The organism is Pseudomonas sp. Leaf59, from assembly GCF_920984685.1.
In the GTDB taxonomy this organism is placed as follows: domain Bacteria; phylum Pseudomonadota; class Gammaproteobacteria; order Pseudomonadales; family Pseudomonadaceae; genus Aquipseudomonas.
The window spans coordinates 33,268-50,619 of record NZ_CAKLBR010000012.1 but is presented as its reverse complement, the minus strand read 5'-3'; the positions used below and the strand labels follow the sequence as shown (position 1 = coordinate 50,619).

Below are 17,352 nucleotides of genomic sequence, written 5' to 3'. Positions count from 1 at the left end.
TCAGCTACCCTCAGTAGGATAGGCCACCGCGAAAAGCCACTCATCGATTGGTTACCGCCTTTTTATTTGCATCGTCGCCCGAAGGAAAGACTGAATGGACCGCGTGCGAAATCTTCTGGAACAGATCCGGAACCGCCTCGAAGAATTGAACAAGGCCGAGAAAAAAGTCGCCGAGGTCATCCTGCTCAACCCGCAGCAGGCGACCCGCTTCTCCATCGCCGCCCTTGCCCAGGCCGCTTCGGTCAGTGAACCGACGGTCAACCGCTTCTGCCGTTCGTTCGGCGTCAGTGGTTACCCTGAACTTAAATTGCAGCTGGCGCAAAGTCTGGCCAGCGGCGCGGCCTATGTCAGCCGCGCGGTGGAAGCCGATGATAACCCCGAGGCCTACACGCAGAAGATCTTTGGCAGCGCCATTGCCTCCCTGGACAGCGCCTGCCAGGCCCTGGACCCGGCCCTGATCAGCAAGGCGGTGGATTTGCTGATTCAGGCGCGGCAGATCCACTTCTTTGGCCTGGGCGCTTCGGCACCGGTGGCCATGGATGCGCTGCACAAGTTTTTCCGCTTCAACCTTGCGGTCACTGCCCACGCCGACGTGCTGATGCAACGCATGATCGCGTCGGTGGCGCATACCGGCGAGCTGTTCGTGATTATTTCCTACACCGGGCGTACCCGTGAGCTGGTGGAAGTGGCGCGCATCGCCCGCGGAAACGGCGCCTCGGTGCTGGGGGTGACCGCCGAGAACTCGCCGCTGGCCAAGGCCAGTACGGTGAGCCTGAACATCCCGTTGCCGGAAGACACGGACATCTACATGCCGATGACTTCGCGGATCATCCAGTTGACGGTACTGGATGTGCTGGCGACCGGCATGACGTTAAGGCGCGGGGTGGATTTCCAGCCGCATCTGCGCAAGATCAAAGAGAGCTTGAATGACAGCCGGTATCCGGTGGGGGATGAGTTCAACTAAGTCAGCATCTGTGTTGGCGTTACTGGCCTCATCGGGGGCAAGCCCCCTCCCACTTTTGAATGGGTTCACAAATCAACTGTGGGAGGGGGCTTGCTCCCGATGAGGCCATCAGCCACACCACTAGACCCCTGCCCTGGCCTGCAAACTCAAATGCGCCCGCTCCCCCGGCGCCAGGCAGGCCGCCGCCATCGCCGACTCCACGCACACAAACCCTGACGCCTCGTTAAAACTGACGCCCAGCAGCGGCCGGCTGCCGGGATGCCACACCACGGTGTCGGCGCTCTCCCCCGTGTCGATGCACAGCTCGCGCTGCCAGGCGTGATCCTTGAGCTGCAATTCACCTTCGTGCTGGAACACCCTCTGACAGCCGCCGTCCACCCGCAGCTCGCCTTCCTGCTGGCAAACCTGGCGATTGAGCTGGTCATACCCTTGCGCGCCATCCAGGCCAGACAGCGCTACCTCATCAACGTGACCAATACGCCAGTAAGCGTGCAACGCGTGGCTCAGCTGGCATGGCAGCTCGTCCTGATGCTCGGTGCTCAGGCGCAGCTCCAGGGTATCGCCCAAGTGGGCGTGCAGGTCGACCTGCCAGTCGCACAGCTGCAATTGCCAATGCAGGCGCACGCCATCTTCTGCGGTGCTGCTGTCGAGCAGTTTCCAGTCGATCAGCCGCGCCCAGCCATGGGACGGCCACGCGTTTTCACTCGGATGCCGGCCATACCACGGCCAGCACACCGGCACGCCGCCACGGATGGCGCCGACCTGCGGCCACTTGGCCGCGCACCACAGCCAGGGCTTTTGCCCGGCAGGTTGAAAATGCAGCAATTGCGCGCCCTGACGACTGAACACTGCCTGGCACAGCGGATGGTCGATCACCAACACATCGCGCATCTGAAAGCGCTCCCAGGCGAACACCGGACGTTCGCGCAGGGATTTGAAAAAGCGTTGCAGCGGATGCTCATGCATGTGCCACGGTCCTGAATTTCACAGTGCTGCGCAAAAAAAAGCGGATAGCCATGGCTACCCGCAAAATGCGCACAGAGAGAGGAGCTTATCGCAGCAGGGTTAGAACACCGACTGAATTTTCAGGCCGGCGACTACCGCGTTGTCGACTTTATCCACGCCACCTGGGTGGGTGACGTATTGCAGGTTGGGACGCACGGTCAGCCAGTTGGTAACGTGGAAGCCGTAGTTGATTTCGTAGTTGTACTCGGTAGAACGCAGTGGCGCGAAGCCTGCCTGGTCGTAGTCGGTGAAACCATTGGAGGCGTTGACCAGTTCAGCGTTCTTGCGCACATCGTCGTTGACGTGCAGACGCGCAGCGCCGATACCGATGTCGTCTTTTGGACGCGCATCGAATGGGCCCTTGTACACCAGCATGATCGACTGATAGTTGTCGACCAGGTTGGTTTCCTTGTCGTGGAACGTGGCGTTGGCCGCGATGTTCAGACCACGGGAGGCGTCGCCGTTGTGGGTGGTGAGTTGCTGTTGCGCAACGAACCAGTAGCCCTTTTTGCTGCTGTGGGTACGGAAGGCCGCGCCGGTGGTGCCCGCGTCGTTGCCGTTCACGTCTTCACGAACGTCGGCTGCATCGGCCGCGCTCTTGTAGTAGCCCACACGGTATTCGCCCGGCAGGTTGTTGACCTTCGGCGACCAGACCAATTCCACCGGAATCACGGTGCCCTTGGTGCCGCTGCCGCTGAGTTTGAAGCCGTTGCCGTGCTCCAGCTGCGACGGGTTCTGGTTGTAGGCGCCGATCTGCGCATACAGCTCAGGCGTGATGTTGTACTTCACGCGGATGGCCGCCTGGCTGACTGGCCAGTTGTACCAGGTGTTCACGTAGTTACCCACTTGCGAGCCGCAGAACGACAGGTTCTGGAAGTCGCACGGGAAGGTGTTGAAATCTTCGCCTTCGCCGAAGTAACCGAGTTTCACGTCCAGCTTGTTGTCGAACATCTGGTGCTGGATCCAGAACTGGGTCAGACGCACCATGTGGCCACGGCCGTAGACTTCCATGGACGAACTCAGCGTGCCGGCACGCGGGTCGCCAATGCGGTCGTTGGAGATGTTCTGGCCATTACGGTTGGTCAGCTGGATCTTGGCCTGGGTGTTATCCCAGCCCCACAGCTTTTGCAGGTCCAGTGCCACGCCCAGACCGAACTGGTCGGAGTAGCGACCGGTCTTGTCATCGTTAAAACCGCCGTGGGCGTTGTAGCCCATCTCGCCCACGTAGTCGGCCTTGATGTCGATACCTTGCTCGATCAGCTTGGTACGCTCGCCACCCCAATCGCCGGTCATCCACTTGGAATCGGCACTGAATGCATCGGCCGCCATCGCATTGGCGGACAATACCAGGGCTGCTGCTGCGGACAGTTGGCAGAGCAGTCGAGTGTTGTTGTGTTGCTTTTTCATCCCTACATCCTCGTCTTTATTGTTATTAAACTGTTTTTATCTAACGCGGTTTACATTTTTTTCAGCTAAAACAACCAGTTAACTGATTCAACGGCTTTTGAACTGGGCCACATTATCGGCTTGTCCCGATGAAGGCAATGCAGCTGACGTGCCCAGGCGCTCGCCGGTTTTGGCATCGAACAGCAATACCTTGGCCGGATCGAACTGCAGGGTCAGGGTCTCGCCCACCTGCGGTGCCACGTCCGGTGCCAGGCGGCAGCAGACCTTGGTGTCATTGAGCTGCACGAACACCAGAGTGTCCGGGCCGGTCGGCTCGGTCACCTGGACTTCAGCGCGAATGCTCGAAGCGCTGTTGCCCTCGCCCGCCGCCAGCATGATCTGCTCCGGGCGCAGGCCCAGGATTACGTCGCGGTCTTCAAGGCCGGCATCGCTCATGTTCAGCGCCAGCTCGCAACGGGCCTGGCCGCTGTCGAGCAGCGCCACCAGACGACCGTCCTTGCGCTGCAGGCGCAGCGGCACGAAGTTCATCGGCGGCGAACCGATGAAACTCGCCACGAACTGGTTGGCCGGGTTGTTGTAGATCTCTTTGGGCGTGCCGAACTGCTGAATGATGCCGTCCTTCATCACCGCCACCTTGTCGCCCAGGGTCATCGCTTCGATCTGGTCGTGGGTGACGTAGACGGTGGTGGTTTTCAGGCGCTGGTGCATCAGCTTCATTTCGGTGCGCATCTCGACGCGCAGCTTGGCATCGAGGTTGGACAGCGGTTCATCGAACAGGTAGATCTTCGGCCGACGCGCCAACGCACGGCCCATGGCCACACGTTGTTGCTGGCCGCCGGAGAGCTGGCCCGGCTTGCGGTTGAGCAGGTGTTCAATCTGCAGCAGCTTGGCCACGCGCGCCACTTCGGCGTCGATATCGGCCTGAGGCATCTTGCGGATCTTGAGGCCGAACTCGATGTTCTCGCGCACGCTCATGGTCGGGTACAGCGCGTAGGACTGAAACACCATGGCGATGTCACGGTCCTTGGGGCTCATGCCGCTGACGTCCTGATCACCGATCATGATCGCGCCGCCAGTAATGGTCTCCAGGCCGGCGATGCAGTTCATCAGGGTGGACTTTCCGCACCCGGAAGGGCCGACCAGAATCAGGAATTCACCTTCCTTGATCGACAGTTCGATGTTCTTCAAGGTGTCGGGCAGGCCGGCGCCATAGGTCTTGTTTACATTGCGAAGTTCAAGCGTAGCCATGATTACCCCTTGACCGCGCCGGCCGTGAGGCCGCGCACGAAATACTTGCCTGCGATCACATAGACCAGCAGGGTCGGCAGCCCGGCGATCATCGCCGCCGCCATATCCACGTTATATTCCTTGGCCCCGGTGCTGGTGTTGACCAGGTTGTTCAGCGCCACCGTGATGGGCTGGGAGTCGCCGCTGGAAAACACCACGCCGAACAGGAAATCGTTCCAGATCTGGGTGAACTGCCAGATCAGGCAGACCATGATGATCGGCGTCGACATCGGCAGAATGATCTGACGGAAGATGGTGAAGAACCCTGCACCGTCCAGGCGGGCCGCCTTGATCAGCGCGTCCGGAATGCTCACGTAGTAGTTACGGAAGAACAGCGTGGTGAACGCCAAGCCGTAGACCACATGCACGAACACCAGGCCCGTGGTGGTGCTGGCCAGGCCCATCTTGCCGAGGGTGAACGAGGCCGGCAGCAGCACAGTCTGGAACGGCAGGAAGCAGCCGAACAGCAGCAAGCCGAAAAACAGTTGCGAACCCCGAAAACGCCAGAACGACAGCACATAACCGTTCAATGCACCAATCGCCGTGGAGATCAGAACGGCCGGAACCGTGATTTTCAGTGAGTTCCAGAAGTAGCCATCCACCGTGGCCCAGGCCTTGACCCAGCCGATGCCGGTGACCACGGTGGGCCAGCTCAGCAGGTTGCCGGTGCTGATGTCTTCCGGGGTCTTGAAGCTGGTCAGCAGCATCACCACCAGCGGCACCAGGTACAGCAATACGGCGAGGATCAGCACCGCGTAGATCGCGATGCGGCTCAGGCTGATCGCCGGTTTGTTAGCGAGACTAGTCATTACGCTTGGTCCTCAGCTCGGAGTAGAGGTAAGGCACGATGATCGCGAGGATCGCACCGAGCATCAGGATCGCACTGGCCGAGCCCATGCCCATCTGGCCACGGCTGAAGGTGAACGAATACATGAACATCGCGGGCAGGTCGGACGAATAGCCCGGGCCACCGGCGGTCATGGCCGCGACCAGGTCGAAGCTCTTGATCGCGATGTGCGCGAGGATCATCACGGCACTGAAAAACACCGGACGCAGGCTGGGCAGCACCACGCTCCAGTAGATGCGCGGCAGGCTGGCGCCGTCGATCTGCGCGGCGCGCACGATCGATTGGTCGACACCCCGCAGCCCGGCGAGGAACATCGCCATGATAAAGCCCGAGGCTTGCCATACGGCGGCGATCACCAGGCAATAGACGACGCGGTCCGGGTCGATCAGCCAGTCCAGACGGAAGCCTTCCCAGCCCCAGTCACGCAGCAGTTTGTCCAGGCCCATGCCGGGGTTGAGCAGCCATTTCCAGGCGGTACCGGTGACGATCATCGAGAGCGCCATCGGGTACAGATAAATAGTGCGGATGAACCCTTCGCGGCGGATTTTCTGGTCGAGGAAGATCGCCAGGGTCACGCCGATTACCAGGGTGATACCGATGAACATGCCGCCAAACAGCGCCAGGTTCTTGCTTGCGACCCACCAGCGATCGTTGTCGAACAACCGCTCGTACTGCGCAAGACCCGCCCACTTGTAGTTGGGCAGGAACGTAGAGGTCGTGAACGACAGTACAAACGTCCACAGGATGTAGCCATAGAAGCCCACCAGAACGATGAACATGCTCGGCGCCAGCACCAGTTTGGGTAGCCAGCGCTGCAGTGCATCGAACGGCGAGGCCTTGCTGAACACAGCAACAGAACTCATGGGAAAATCCAGTACAGGAAAAAGGGACTACACAAACAAGCCTTGTGAGGGGTCAGGGGGTTTCCCCTCACAAGGACCAGCAGCTAAGCGTTACTTGGCCGACTTGATCGCAGCACCAAGCTTCTTGGCCGTGTCGGCCGGGTCGGCTTTCGGGTCGTTGATGTAGTTGGTCACGACGTCAAAGAACGCACCTTGCACCGCCAGGGTGGTGGCCATGTTGTGCGCCATGCTTGGCTGCAGGCCGCCGGACTTGGCGTCTGCCAGGAAGTCCTTGGCAGCGGTCTGGGCACAGGCGTCGAAGCCCAGCTTGTCCATTTGAGTGAGCATGTCGGTGCGCACAGGGATTGAACCCTTGTTGATGCTGAACACTTTCTGGAAGTTTTCACCCAGCACGACTTTGGCGATGTCCTGCTGACCGGCCGCAGTGCCTTTGTCTTTCTGCTTGAACACGGCCAGGGAGTCGATGTTGTAGGTGAAGGCCTTGTCGGTGCCCGGGAAGGCTACGCACTCATAGTCCTTGCCGGCGACTTTCTTGGCGGCGGTCCATTCGGACTTGGCCCAGTCACCCATGATCTGCATGCCGGCCTTGCCGTTGATGACCTTGCCTGCTTCGAGGTTCCAGTCCTGGCCTTTGCCGTCGACGTCCATATAGGTCGCGACTTTCTTCAACTCGGTGAGCGACTTGATCATTTCCGGACCGGTCAGCGCCGCGTTATCGAGGTCAACCAGAGCTTTCTTATAGCCTTCCGGGCCCATCACCGACAGGACCACGGCTTCGAATACGGTGCTGTCCTGCCAAGGCTGGCCACCATGGGCGAGCGGAATGAAGCCCGCAGCTTTGAGCTTGTCGCCGGCTGCGTAGAATTCTTCGAGGGTGGTCGGGTTTTTGGTGATGCCGGCTTTCTTGAAGACTTCCGGGTTGATCCACAGCCAGTTCACGCGGTGAATGTTCACCGGAACGGCCACGTAGTCACCGTCGTACTTCACGGTATCGGAGACTTTTTTATCGAGCAGGGAATCCCACTTCTCTTCCTTGGCCACGTCCTTGAGGACGTCGGTGTCGAGCAAGCCAGTGGACGCCCATTCCTGAATGTCGGGACCTTTGATCTGGGCAACGCCTGGTGGGTTGCCGGCCACCGCGCGGCTTTTCAGCACGGTCATGGCAGTGGCGCCACCGCCACCTGCGACGGCACCGTCTTTCCAGGTAAAGCCGTCTTTCTCGACTTGGGCCTTCAAGACATCCACAGCCGCCTTTTCACCGCCCGAGGTCCACCAATGCACGACTTCAACCGTACCTTTGGAGTCGGCGGCAAATACACTGAGGGGAAACAAAGAGGCAACGGAAACAGCTAGAGCGAGGCGATTAATCGCGTTCATCACAATACCTTTTCTTGTTGTTATGCATGCAAGTCTAGAGCTTGCGCTGCACGGAGTTTAAACATGGATTTTTCAAGTGCAGGTAACAAAGGGATGCACAAATGTCACCACTTGGTGACATAGCGCCCGGCGCCCAAAGCGGTCGTCATGCTCGGCCACAACGGCAGTGCAGGCAGCACCACCGCCTGCCAGGCATGGTACAGGTCCGGTTTACCGCCCCAGATCCTGCTGCCGGGCTGGTTATGCGGGCTGAGTTCGTGGTGCCAGCTGCCGTGGACGCGGTCGATGAACTGAGTTTCGCAGAACTCCCAGAGGCGTCTATACCAAATTTCGTAATGCAGCTCACCGGTACGCTTGAGCAAGGCCTGGGCAGCGGCGCTGGCTTCGGCATGGGTCCAGTGCAGGCGCTCGCGCACCACCGGGCGATGGTTCCAGTCCAGCGTGTAGACAATGCCCGGCGCCCCATCCACGGCCCACGCGTATTCGCAGGCGCTGGCGAACAGGCCTTTGGCGTCGCTCAGCAGCCAGTCAGGCGTGGCCAACCCGGCTTGCAGGCGCGCGGCCTCGAGGTGCAACAGCAGCCGTGCCCACTCGAACCCATGGCCAGGCGTGATGCCGTAGGGACGAAAGCCGTCGGCGGGGTTGTCTTCGTTATACGCAGGCAGCGGTTTCCAGTGCGCGTCAAAATGCTCGATCACCATGAACTGCTTGCCGGCCGCAAAGGTGTGGATCAGCCGTTCGACGATACGCAACGCGCGGTCCAGCCAGCGGGTGTCGCCGGTGACATCAGCCAGGGCGAGGAAGGCTTCGGTGGCGTGCATGTTGCTGTTGGCGCCCCGATAAGCCTCGACGCCGCTCCAGTCTCGGGCGAAGGACTCGAGCATCACGCCCTCCTCTTCGCTCCAGAAGAACTGATCGATGATGTGGATCGCGTCGTTGAGCAGGTTCTGCGCGCCGGGTGCACCGACCACCGTGGCCGAGCTGGCCGCCAGGGCAACGAACGCATGCAGGTAGGCGGCCTTGCCGGTATTGCCATCGCAGGCATTGGCCGCGGCGAACCAGCCACCGTGCTCGCCGTCGCGCAACGGGCCGCTCAAGGCTGCGACACCGTGTGCCACCCGTTCGGCATAGCCGGGTAACCCCATGGCATGGGCCATGGCGAAGCTGTGGGTCATGCGGGCAGTGTTCATGGTTTCAGCGCGAGCGTCGGCCGGCAGTTGACCTTTGTCGTCGAGGTTGCCAAAACCGTCAGGCAGGCGTGAGGCCTTGGCGAATGACAGCAGGCGCTGGCCTTCGGCGGCAAGCCAGGCGTGATGGGCAGGAGCGTTCAGCCAACTGCTGGCAGGCAGTGGTTGCGTGGTCATGGGTGGCCCTTATTATTTTTTGTGGGATGACCGGAGTCTAAACAAGGGCGCAAAAGGGGCAAGTAACGAAGCGGAAGGTAAATGTCACAGACTGGTGACACTCTTGAATTTGACCGCAATCCAGGGAGGGAGCAAGCCTGCGCTGATCAACCACAAATAATTTTTTGATTTTAAGCCTGAAGTTTCAGGCAAGTCGAATCGTCGCACCGCAACTCCCACATTTGATCGCCGTTCACACTCCCCCTATCGGTCGGCTCTCAGGCCGCCGCGCCTTTGATCTTGATCTGAGGCGCCCCGTCAAACACGCTGGCCGAACCTGGGCGAGGTGCCGAGTGTTGGGGCGAAGCGTTTTTGGTTACTTTTTGCGCTCTTCAAAAAGTGACTCGCTGTAAGAGCGGAACCCCAAGTCGTCGTTACCGCAGAAACGGATATGTACATCACGTTTTTTTGATTTGGGGGCTGCTACGCAGCCCAACGCGGGGCAAGCCCTAATGCCGTTCAGTTAAGGAAAATGTGTGGGATTATTGTGGCGAGCGGGCTTGCCCCGCGTTGGGGTGCGAAGCGCCCCCATCGAGCAAAATGCGGTGTACCTGATACGGCTCAGCGCCTGGCTTTGGGGCTGCTGCGCCGCCCAACGCAGGACAAGCCTGCTCGCCACAGGGAATCTGCGCTTAACTGAACGGCATTAGGGCAAGCCCGCTCACCACAACAGGCCTGCTCATCACAATAGGCCTGCTTGCCACAACAGGCCCGCTCACCACAGAGGCTCCAGCTCGCTGGGCGATTCACCGCTGACCCATCAGGTCACTGACCGCCTCGCGGCGCGTTGAGCTGCTGACTCAGGGTCTGTACCTGGCTCTGCAGGGTGGTGATATTGCGCGTGGTCTGGATACGGAATACGTCGAACTCTTTGTTGGTCGGCGCATCGACGTTGGCGGGCTGGTTTTCCTGCGCGCTTTTGAGCACAACCATGTCCTGCTCAAGGCGGGCAATGGCGGCCGTCGGGTTGCCCTGCTTTTTCAACGCAGCTACATCAGCCGCCAGCTCCCGGAGCTCGGCATCGCGCTTGCCGGCATCCCCCTGCGCCGCCTTGAGCGTCGCCACGGCATCCGTCAGCGCCTGCACCTGGCCCTGCAATGCGGCATTGGCGCTGGCCAGCTCAGTGGTGCTGGCAGTCATCTGCGCCAGGCGCTTGTCCAGCTCGGTAGCCTGGCCGGCCACGCCGACCTGTTGCTTGCCCTGCTCCAGCAGTTGGGTTTCCAACTGCTTGATCTGCTGTTTGAGCGCTTCGCTGCCGGTGTTGACGTTGGCTTCGCTGGCCACCACCTTGCCGGAAATATCCTGCAGGCGCCCCGCCGCTTCCTCGCTGATGCGCGCGAAACTTTCCTGGGTGGCAACCAACTGCTGGCCCATCAGGGAGATCTGCTGGAAACTCCACCAGGCAAGGCCGGCAAACGCGATCAGCAGCGCGCCGACCAGCGCCCACAACGGCCCGGTGCTGGCGCTCCTGACCTTGACCACGGGCGCGGGCCGCGAGCGTACGGACGTGGCGGGCGTCGGCACGAAATCATCATCGTCCCCGGTATCGGCCCGCAGGCTGGGAACATTGTCGAAATCGTCGTTGGCATCGTTACGCATGAATCAACCCTGAATCGGTGAGATGGCTGGCAAGCCGAGCGACGCGAGTATAAACCGCGCGCCCGCCGCACTGATCGACCCGGAACCGTAAATTCGGTTCCCGATATGTTGCTGGTTGTGAGCTTATTTAAGCCCCGGATCCTGGGCCTTCCACCAACTGCAGAACTCGTCGAGGGCGGTCCATAGACTGACCTTGGGCTCATAGTCGAGATAATGCCTCGCCCGACTGATGTCCAACGTGAAATCTTTGTTCATTACCTGCATGCCCAGGCGCGACAACGCAGGCTCCGGGCGCCCGGGCCACATCGCGCAGAAGGCTTCGTTGAGCGCCGCCACGCTGTAGGACAAACCGTAGGACCGATAACGGGTCACCTGGGGCATTTCCATCTGGCGCATCACGTAGTTGACCACATCCCATACCGGCACCGGCGTGCCGTTGCTGATGTTGTAGGCCTTGCCCAGCGCGGAACCGGTGGCAAGCAAACCGCTGAGCAAGGCTTCATTGAGGTTGTGGATACTGGTGAAGTCGACCTTGTTCAGGCCATCGCCGACGATCGCCAGGCGGTTCTTGCGCTGCATCTTCAGCAAACGCGGGAAGATGCTCATGTCGCCCGCGCCGGTGACGAATCGCGGACGCAGGGCCAGCACCTGGAGCCCGAATTCCTGGGCGCCGAAGACTTTTTGCTCGGCCAGGTACTTGGTGGCGGCGTACGGATGCTTGAAGCGCTTGGGCACCTGCTCTTCGGTCAGGCCCAGGTGGTCGCGCCCGTCAAAGTAGATCGATGGCGAAGACAGGTGCACCAGGCGCCCGACCCGCTGCTTGAGGCAGGCTTCGACGACATTTTCGGTCACCAGCACATTGCCTTGATGAAAGTCCTGGTACTTGCCCCACAACCCGACGGCGCCGGCGCAATGCACCACCGCTTCGACGTCCCGGCACAGATGGCGCACCAGTTCGGCATCACTCAGATCACCCTGGATAAACTCGGCGCCGCGCCGTACGAGGTGCTCCACGCTTTCGGCGCGCCGCCCGTTGACCCGCACGTCCAGACCCTGCTCCAGGGCGAAGCGCGCAAAGCGACCGCCGATGAAGCCGCTTGCGCCGGTGACCAGAATCTTCATGTATTACTCCGTGTTCTTTCGTTTTTCATCGCTGCTACCTTGACGCCCGTCATCCCTCCAACGGCACCAGCCATTGCCCGCATGACCGGGCCAGATGCTCGGTCAACAGGCCCAACAGTTGCCCGCCGCTGCGCCAATGATGCCAGTACAACGGCACATCAATGGGCTTATCAGGCAATAACTCGACCAACAGGCCACGCTGCAACGAGTCGCGCACCTGCAGTTCCGGCACCAGGCCCCAGCCCAGGCCGGCTTCGGTGAGACGGATAAACCCTTCAGAGGATGGGCATAAATGGTGCTCAAAACCGCCATCCACGCCGAGGGAAGCCAGGTAACGGTGTTGCAGGAAATCATCCGGACCAAACACCAGTGCCGGTGTGCGCACCAGTTGCTCGGCCTTTACCCCGGCGGGAAAGTGCCGCGCGATAAAGGCCGGGCTGGCCAGCGCGCGGTAGCGCATGGCGCCGAGCAGCAGGCTGCGCGCACCGGCCACCGGGCGTTCACTCGCGCAGATGCAGGCCGCCACTTCACCGGCGCGCATGCGTTTGAGACCGACGGTCTGGTCTTCCACCACCAGGTCGAGCAACAGATGCTGCTCGGCGCAAAAGTCGCTGACAGCCTCGGCCCACCAGGTGGCCAGGCTGTCGGCATTCAGCGCGATACGCAGGCGCTCGGGCATGCCCTCCTCGTCCAGGGCGGGCACCTGGCCCTGCAGGTCGCGCTCCAGCAGCCGCACCTGCTGCACATGGTTGAGCAGCCGTCGACCAATCTCGGTGGGCGTAGGCGGCGTGGCCCGCACCAGCACCGGCTGGCCGACACGCGCTTCGAGCAGCTTGATGCGCTGGGAAATGGCCGACTGCGACAGCCCCAGTACCTGCGCGGCACGCTCGAAGCCGGCCTGCTCCACCACCGCTGCGAGGGCGGACAGCAATTTATAGTCGAACATCAGTTTCTCTAATGAGCGATCAGCAATATTGGTTTTTCTTATACAGCCCATCCGATGAAAATAGCCAGCATTGCCTCTCTTTAACAAGGACCTTCACATGGCTGGCGAAACCACCCTGGCGACCCTGCTGCGCAGCATGAGCCCTCATCTGAATGACGGCGACTACGTGTTCTGCACCCTCCCCGATAACCGCATTCCTGCCGGTTGCGAGGTAATCGGCAGCTTTCGCGAACAGCAAGGCTTGACCTTGATCGTGGAGCGCCAGCAAGCCGAACAGGCCGGGCTGGCCTTCGACTATGTGGCCGCGTGGATCACCCTGAACGTGCACTCGGCACTCGAAGCGGTGGGGTTGACCGCCGCCTTCGCCGGCGCCTTGGGCCAGGCCGGGATCAGTTGCAACGTGATCGCCGGTTATTACCACGACCACCTGTTCGTCGGCCGCGCCGATGCGCAACGCGCCTTGCAGGTGCTGCGGCAGTTGGCGGCGGACGCGGAGTAAACCCTATGTGGCAAAGTTATGTGAACGGGCTGTTGATCGCCCTCGGCCTGATCATGGCCATCGGCACGCAGAACGCTTTCGTGCTGGCGCAAAGCCTGCGCCGTGAACATCACCTGCCGGTAGCGGCGCTGTGCATCGTGTGCGACGCGCTCCTGGTCGCAGCCGGGGTGTTCGGCCTGGCCACGGTGCTGGCGCAGAACCCGCTGCTGCTGGCGATTGCACGCTGGGGCGGCGCAGCATTCCTGTTGTGGTACGGCGCCCTCGCCTTGCGTCGCGCGTTTTCGAAACAGAGCCTGGACCAGGACGTAGGCTTCAACGCGCGCTCACTGCGCGCGGTGATGCTCAGCGCGTTGGCGGTGACGTTGCTCAACCCCCACGTCTACCTCGATACGGTGCTGCTGATCGGCTCACTGGGCGCGCAACAGGCGGCACCCGCGGCGTTCGTGGCCGGGGCCGCGAGCGCTTCATTCCTGTGGTTCGCCACCCTGGCGCTCGGCGCCGCGTGGCTGGCGCCGTGGCTGGCGCGCCCGGCAACCTGGCGGCTGTTGGACCTCTTGGTGGCCGTGATGATGTTCAGCGTGGCCTACTCATTAATAAGCATGCCCTGAAGTTATTTCGAAAGGCTCTGGAACCTCTATCCCACACAGTTGTTGCGTGGTTTTGCCGCACCCCCGGTGCTATGATCCTGCCCCTGCGCCGCAAAGAGTACAAACTCCCCGGCGCTTGTTTGGCCGCCCGTGATCGGCCTTGCGCTCACCGCAACTGACCTGATTAGGAGAATCATCATGGCTTTCGAATTGCCGCCGCTGCCCTACGCACACGATGCCCTGCAGCCGCATATCTCCAAGGAAACCCTGGAGTACCACCACGACAAGCACCACAACACCTATGTCGTGAACCTGAACAACCTGGTGCCTGGCACCGAGTTCGAAGGCAAGACCCTGGAAGAAATCGTCACCTCTTCTTCGGGCGGCATCTTCAACAACGCCGCTCAGGTCTGGAACCACACGTTCTACTGGAACTGCCTGGCGCCAAACGCCGGCGGCCAACCGACCGGCGCACTGGCTGAAGCCATCAACGCAGCCTTCGGTTCCTTCGACAAATTCAAGGAAGAGTTCACCAAGACGTCCGTCGGCACCTTCGGTTCCGGTTGGGGCTGGCTGGTGAAAAAGGCTGACGGTTCCCTGGCCCTGGCCAGCACCATTGGCGCCGGCAACCCGCTGACCAGCGGCGACACCCCGCTGCTGACCTGCGACGTGTGGGAACACGCCTACTACATCGACTACCGCAACGTGCGTCCAAAGTACGTGGAAGCGTTCTGGAACCTGGTCAACTGGAAGTTCGTGGCCGAGCAGTTCGAAGGCAAGACCTTCACTGCCTGAGTAACGCTTGCAGGATAAAGAGCCCGGCAATTGCCGGGCTTTTTTGTGGGCGACAATACTGAGCAGGATGCGGGATGCATGGAACTCGGCGGCAACAATTTGCCACGCAGACAGTGAGAGAAATAACTCTCTCATTTCATGCAGGAGAGTTCGTAATGGATCCTATATCGATGGGTATGTCGGCTATGTCAGCGATCATGCCGATGCTGGAAAAAGGCATGGACATGATGAGCAAGATGATGGATCAGCAACAGCAAGGTCAAGATCAGGAGCAGGGCAAAATCGGCGAAGACACACACAAAGCCAACTCCATGCAGATTACGTACAACTCGTAATAAAGCTGACCTGCGCGCGCGGGTCTCACGCCCAAGCGCCGTATCAGAGAGCGGCGGATGTCATCCGCCCTCTTCCCTGCCTCCCCTCCTTCAGCCTCTTCCGGTTGCCCCGTCCGAATGTTCCTTTGACTGCCATGCGTGGATTGCCAATACTCATGGCATATTGAAGGCCACCCGCATGAGACAAGGAATGCCCCTTTGAAGCTGGAACTCAAAAACAGCTTGTCGGTGAAGTTGCTACGGGTTGTGCTGCTGTCGGCGTTGATCGTGGGCGTGGCGCTGAGCGTGGCGCAGATCGTTTTCGATGCCTACAAGACGCGCCAGGCCGTCGCCGGCGATGCCCAGCGCATCCTCGACATGTTTCGCGACCCGTCCACCCAGGCCGTCTACAGCCTGGACCGCGAAATGGGTATGCAGGTGATCGAAGGACTGTTTCAGGACGAAGCGGTGCGCACGGCCTCCATCGGCCACCCCAACGAGACCATGCTCGCGGAAAAAAGCCGCCCACTGGAGCAATCCGCCAGCCGCTGGTTGACCGACCTGATTCTGGGTCAGGAACGCTCATTCACCACGTCACTGGTCGGCAAAGGCCCTTACAGCGAGTATTACGGAGACCTGAGCATCACCCTCGACACCGCCACCTATGGCGAGGGTTTTCTGGTCAGCTCGGTGATCATCTTTATTTCCGGCGTGCTGCGTGCGCTGGCCATGGGGCTGGTGCTGTACCTGGTGTATCACTGGATGCTGACCCGGCCGCTGTCGCGGATCATCGAACACCTGACATCGATCAATCCCGACCGGCCCAGCGAACACAAGATCCCTCAGCTCAAGGGCCATGAACGTAACGAGCTGGGGCTGTGGATCAATACCGCCAACCAGTTGCTCGAATCCATCGAACGCAACACCCATTTGCGCCACGAAGCCGAAAGCAGCCTGCTGCGCATGGCCCAATACGACTTTCTAACGGGCCTGCCCAACCGCCAGAAGCTGCAGGAGCAACTGGACAGGATCCTGATTGACGCCGGCCGCCGACAACGCTGCGTGGCCGTGCTTTGCGTAGGGCTGGACGACTTCAAAAGTGTAAACGAACAGTACACCTACCAGGCCGGTGACCGATTACTGCTGGCCCTGGCCGACCGCCTGCGCGCCCACAGCGGACGGCTCGGCACCCTCGCGCGCCTGGGCGGTGACCAGTTTGCGCTGGTGCAGGCTGACATCGAGCAGCCTTATGAAGCCGCCGAACTGGCGCAAAGCATTCTCGATGACCTCGAAGCAGAGTTCGCCCTCGAACACGATCACATCCGCCTGCGTGCCACCATCGGCATCACGCTGTTCCCGGAAGACGGCGACAGCACCGAGAAGCTGCTGCAAAGAGCCGAACAGACCATGACGCTGGCCAAGACCCGCTCGCGCAACCGTTACCAGTTCTATATCGCCAGTGTCGACAGTGAAATGCGCCGCCGCCGCGAGCTGGAGAAAGACCTGCGCGACGCCCTGGGCCGCGAGCAGTTTTACCTGGTGTACCAGCCGCAGATCAGCTACCGCGACCACCGCGTGGTCGGTGTGGAAGCGTTGATCCGCTGGCAGCATCCGGAGCACGGCCTGGTACCGCCCGATTTGTTTATCCCGCTGGCGGAGCAGAACGGCACCATTATTCCGATCGGCGAGTGGGTGCTGGACCAGGCCTGTCGGCAATTGCGCGAATGGCATGACGCAGGTCTCACCGAGCTGCGCATGGCGGTCAATCTGTCCACTGTGCAGTTGCACCACAGCGAATTGCCGCGCGTGGTCAACAACCTGATGCAGGTCTATCGCTTGCCGCCCGGCAGCCTGGAACTGGAAGTCACCGAGACCGGCCTGATGGAAGACATCAGCACCGCCGCCCAGCACCTGCTGAGCCTGCGCCGCTCCGGCGCGCTGATTGCCATCGACGACTTCGGCACCGGCTACTCATCCCTGAGTTACCTCAAGAGCCTGCCGCTGGACAAGATCAAGATCGACAAGAGTTTCGTTCAGGACCTGCTGGACGACGATGACGACGCCACCATCGTGCGCGCCATAATCCAACTGGGCAAAAGCCTGGGCATGCAGGTGATCGCCGAGGGTGTGGAAACTGCCGAGCAAGAGGCCTACATCATCGCCGAGGGTTGCCACGAAGGTCAGGGTTATCACTACAGCAAACCGCTGCCGGCGCGGGAACTGGCGGCTTACCTGAAGCAATTGGAGCGCAATCGGGTGGTGATTCCTTAGGTTAAGAAATCGATACTTGATGTTTCCCTCGTATAACCCTTTACACAAAATGCAAATCTTTCGCAT

General features: G+C 60.7%; 16 protein-coding genes. 6 read left to right on the top strand and 10 right to left on the bottom strand.

The window, feature by feature from the left end:
- Positions 1-103 precede the first annotated feature (103 nt).
- A complete protein-coding gene (locus LUB09_RS14495; protein WP_172832156.1) occupies positions 104-964 on the top strand; it encodes a MurR/RpiR family transcriptional regulator in 861 nt (286 codons plus the stop codon).
- 120 nt (positions 965-1,084) lie between these two features.
- Here the strand turns inward: LUB09_RS14495 and LUB09_RS14490 are convergent, their stop codons facing one another.
- The 10 genes from LUB09_RS14490 to LUB09_RS14445 form a co-directional block, all read right to left on the bottom strand.
- Positions 1,085-1,930, bottom strand: a complete 846-nt coding sequence (locus LUB09_RS14490) for a D-hexose-6-phosphate mutarotase (RefSeq protein WP_209984124.1) — start codon at positions 1,928-1,930, stop codon at positions 1,085-1,087.
- A gap of 99 nt (positions 1,931-2,029) precedes the next feature.
- Complete coding sequence (locus LUB09_RS14485) at positions 2,030-3,376, bottom strand: carbohydrate porin (RefSeq protein WP_003237795.1); 1,347 nt, start codon at positions 3,374-3,376, stop codon at positions 2,030-2,032.
- Between the two features lie 87 nt (positions 3,377-3,463).
- A complete protein-coding gene (locus LUB09_RS14480) occupies positions 3,464-4,624 on the bottom strand; it encodes an ABC transporter ATP-binding protein (RefSeq protein WP_209984126.1) in 1,161 nt (386 codons plus the stop codon).
- A gap of 2 nt (positions 4,625-4,626) precedes the next feature.
- A complete protein-coding gene (locus LUB09_RS14475; protein ID WP_057007126.1) occupies positions 4,627-5,472 on the bottom strand; it encodes a carbohydrate ABC transporter permease in 846 nt (281 codons plus the stop codon).
- On the bottom strand, positions 5,465-6,373 hold the full coding sequence (locus LUB09_RS14470) for a carbohydrate ABC transporter permease (protein WP_209984129.1): 909 nt from the start codon (positions 6,371-6,373) through the stop codon (positions 5,465-5,467). The genes LUB09_RS14475 and LUB09_RS14470 overlap by 8 nt, the downstream gene beginning before the upstream one ends.
- Positions 6,374-6,463: 90 nt before the next feature.
- A complete protein-coding gene (locus tag LUB09_RS14465) occupies positions 6,464-7,750 on the bottom strand; it encodes an ABC transporter substrate-binding protein (protein ID WP_209984132.1) in 1,287 nt (428 codons plus the stop codon).
- A gap of 104 nt (positions 7,751-7,854) precedes the next feature.
- Positions 7,855-9,114 (bottom strand): D-mannose isomerase, encoded by a 1,260-nt coding sequence (locus tag LUB09_RS14460; protein ID WP_209984134.1) that lies wholly within the window; start codon positions 9,112-9,114, stop codon positions 7,855-7,857.
- Between the two features lie 804 nt (positions 9,115-9,918).
- On the bottom strand, positions 9,919-10,752 hold the full coding sequence (locus tag LUB09_RS14455; RefSeq protein WP_209984136.1) for an ATPase: 834 nt from the start codon (positions 10,750-10,752) through the stop codon (positions 9,919-9,921).
- Between the two features lie 123 nt (positions 10,753-10,875).
- Entirely contained in the window at positions 10,876-11,874 is a 999-nt protein-coding gene (locus LUB09_RS14450) for an NAD-dependent epimerase/dehydratase family protein (RefSeq protein WP_209984138.1), read from the bottom strand.
- A gap of 49 nt (positions 11,875-11,923) precedes the next feature.
- Entirely contained in the window at positions 11,924-12,820 is an 897-nt protein-coding gene (locus tag LUB09_RS14445) for a LysR family transcriptional regulator ArgP (RefSeq protein ID WP_231422888.1), read from the bottom strand.
- Positions 12,821-12,917: 97 nt separating this feature from the next.
- Between LUB09_RS14445 and LUB09_RS14440 the strand changes: the two genes are divergently transcribed.
- The 5 genes from LUB09_RS14440 to LUB09_RS14420 all read left to right on the top strand — a co-directional run bounded on the left by LUB09_RS14440 (position 12,918) and on the right by LUB09_RS14420 (position 17,286).
- Positions 12,918-13,319, top strand: a complete 402-nt coding sequence (locus tag LUB09_RS14440) for an ACT domain-containing protein (protein ID WP_231422887.1) — start codon at positions 12,918-12,920, stop codon at positions 13,317-13,319.
- Positions 13,320-13,324: 5 nt separating this feature from the next.
- The gene (locus LUB09_RS14435; RefSeq protein WP_231422886.1) at positions 13,325-13,927 is read left to right on the top strand and encodes a LysE/ArgO family amino acid transporter; all 603 of its coding nucleotides are present in this window, start codon (positions 13,325-13,327) and stop codon (positions 13,925-13,927) included.
- A gap of 177 nt (positions 13,928-14,104) precedes the next feature.
- On the top strand, positions 14,105-14,701 hold the full coding sequence (locus LUB09_RS14430; protein WP_003237774.1) for a superoxide dismutase: 597 nt from the start codon (positions 14,105-14,107) through the stop codon (positions 14,699-14,701).
- A 155-nt stretch (positions 14,702-14,856) separates the two neighbouring features.
- The gene (locus LUB09_RS14425) at positions 14,857-15,036 is read left to right on the top strand and encodes a hypothetical protein (RefSeq protein ID WP_209984153.1); all 180 of its coding nucleotides are present in this window, start codon (positions 14,857-14,859) and stop codon (positions 15,034-15,036) included.
- Between the two features lie 198 nt (positions 15,037-15,234).
- The gene (locus LUB09_RS14420; protein WP_209984156.1) at positions 15,235-17,286 is read left to right on the top strand and encodes a putative bifunctional diguanylate cyclase/phosphodiesterase; all 2,052 of its coding nucleotides are present in this window, start codon (positions 15,235-15,237) and stop codon (positions 17,284-17,286) included.
- The last annotated feature ends 66 nt before the right edge of the window (positions 17,287-17,352 follow it).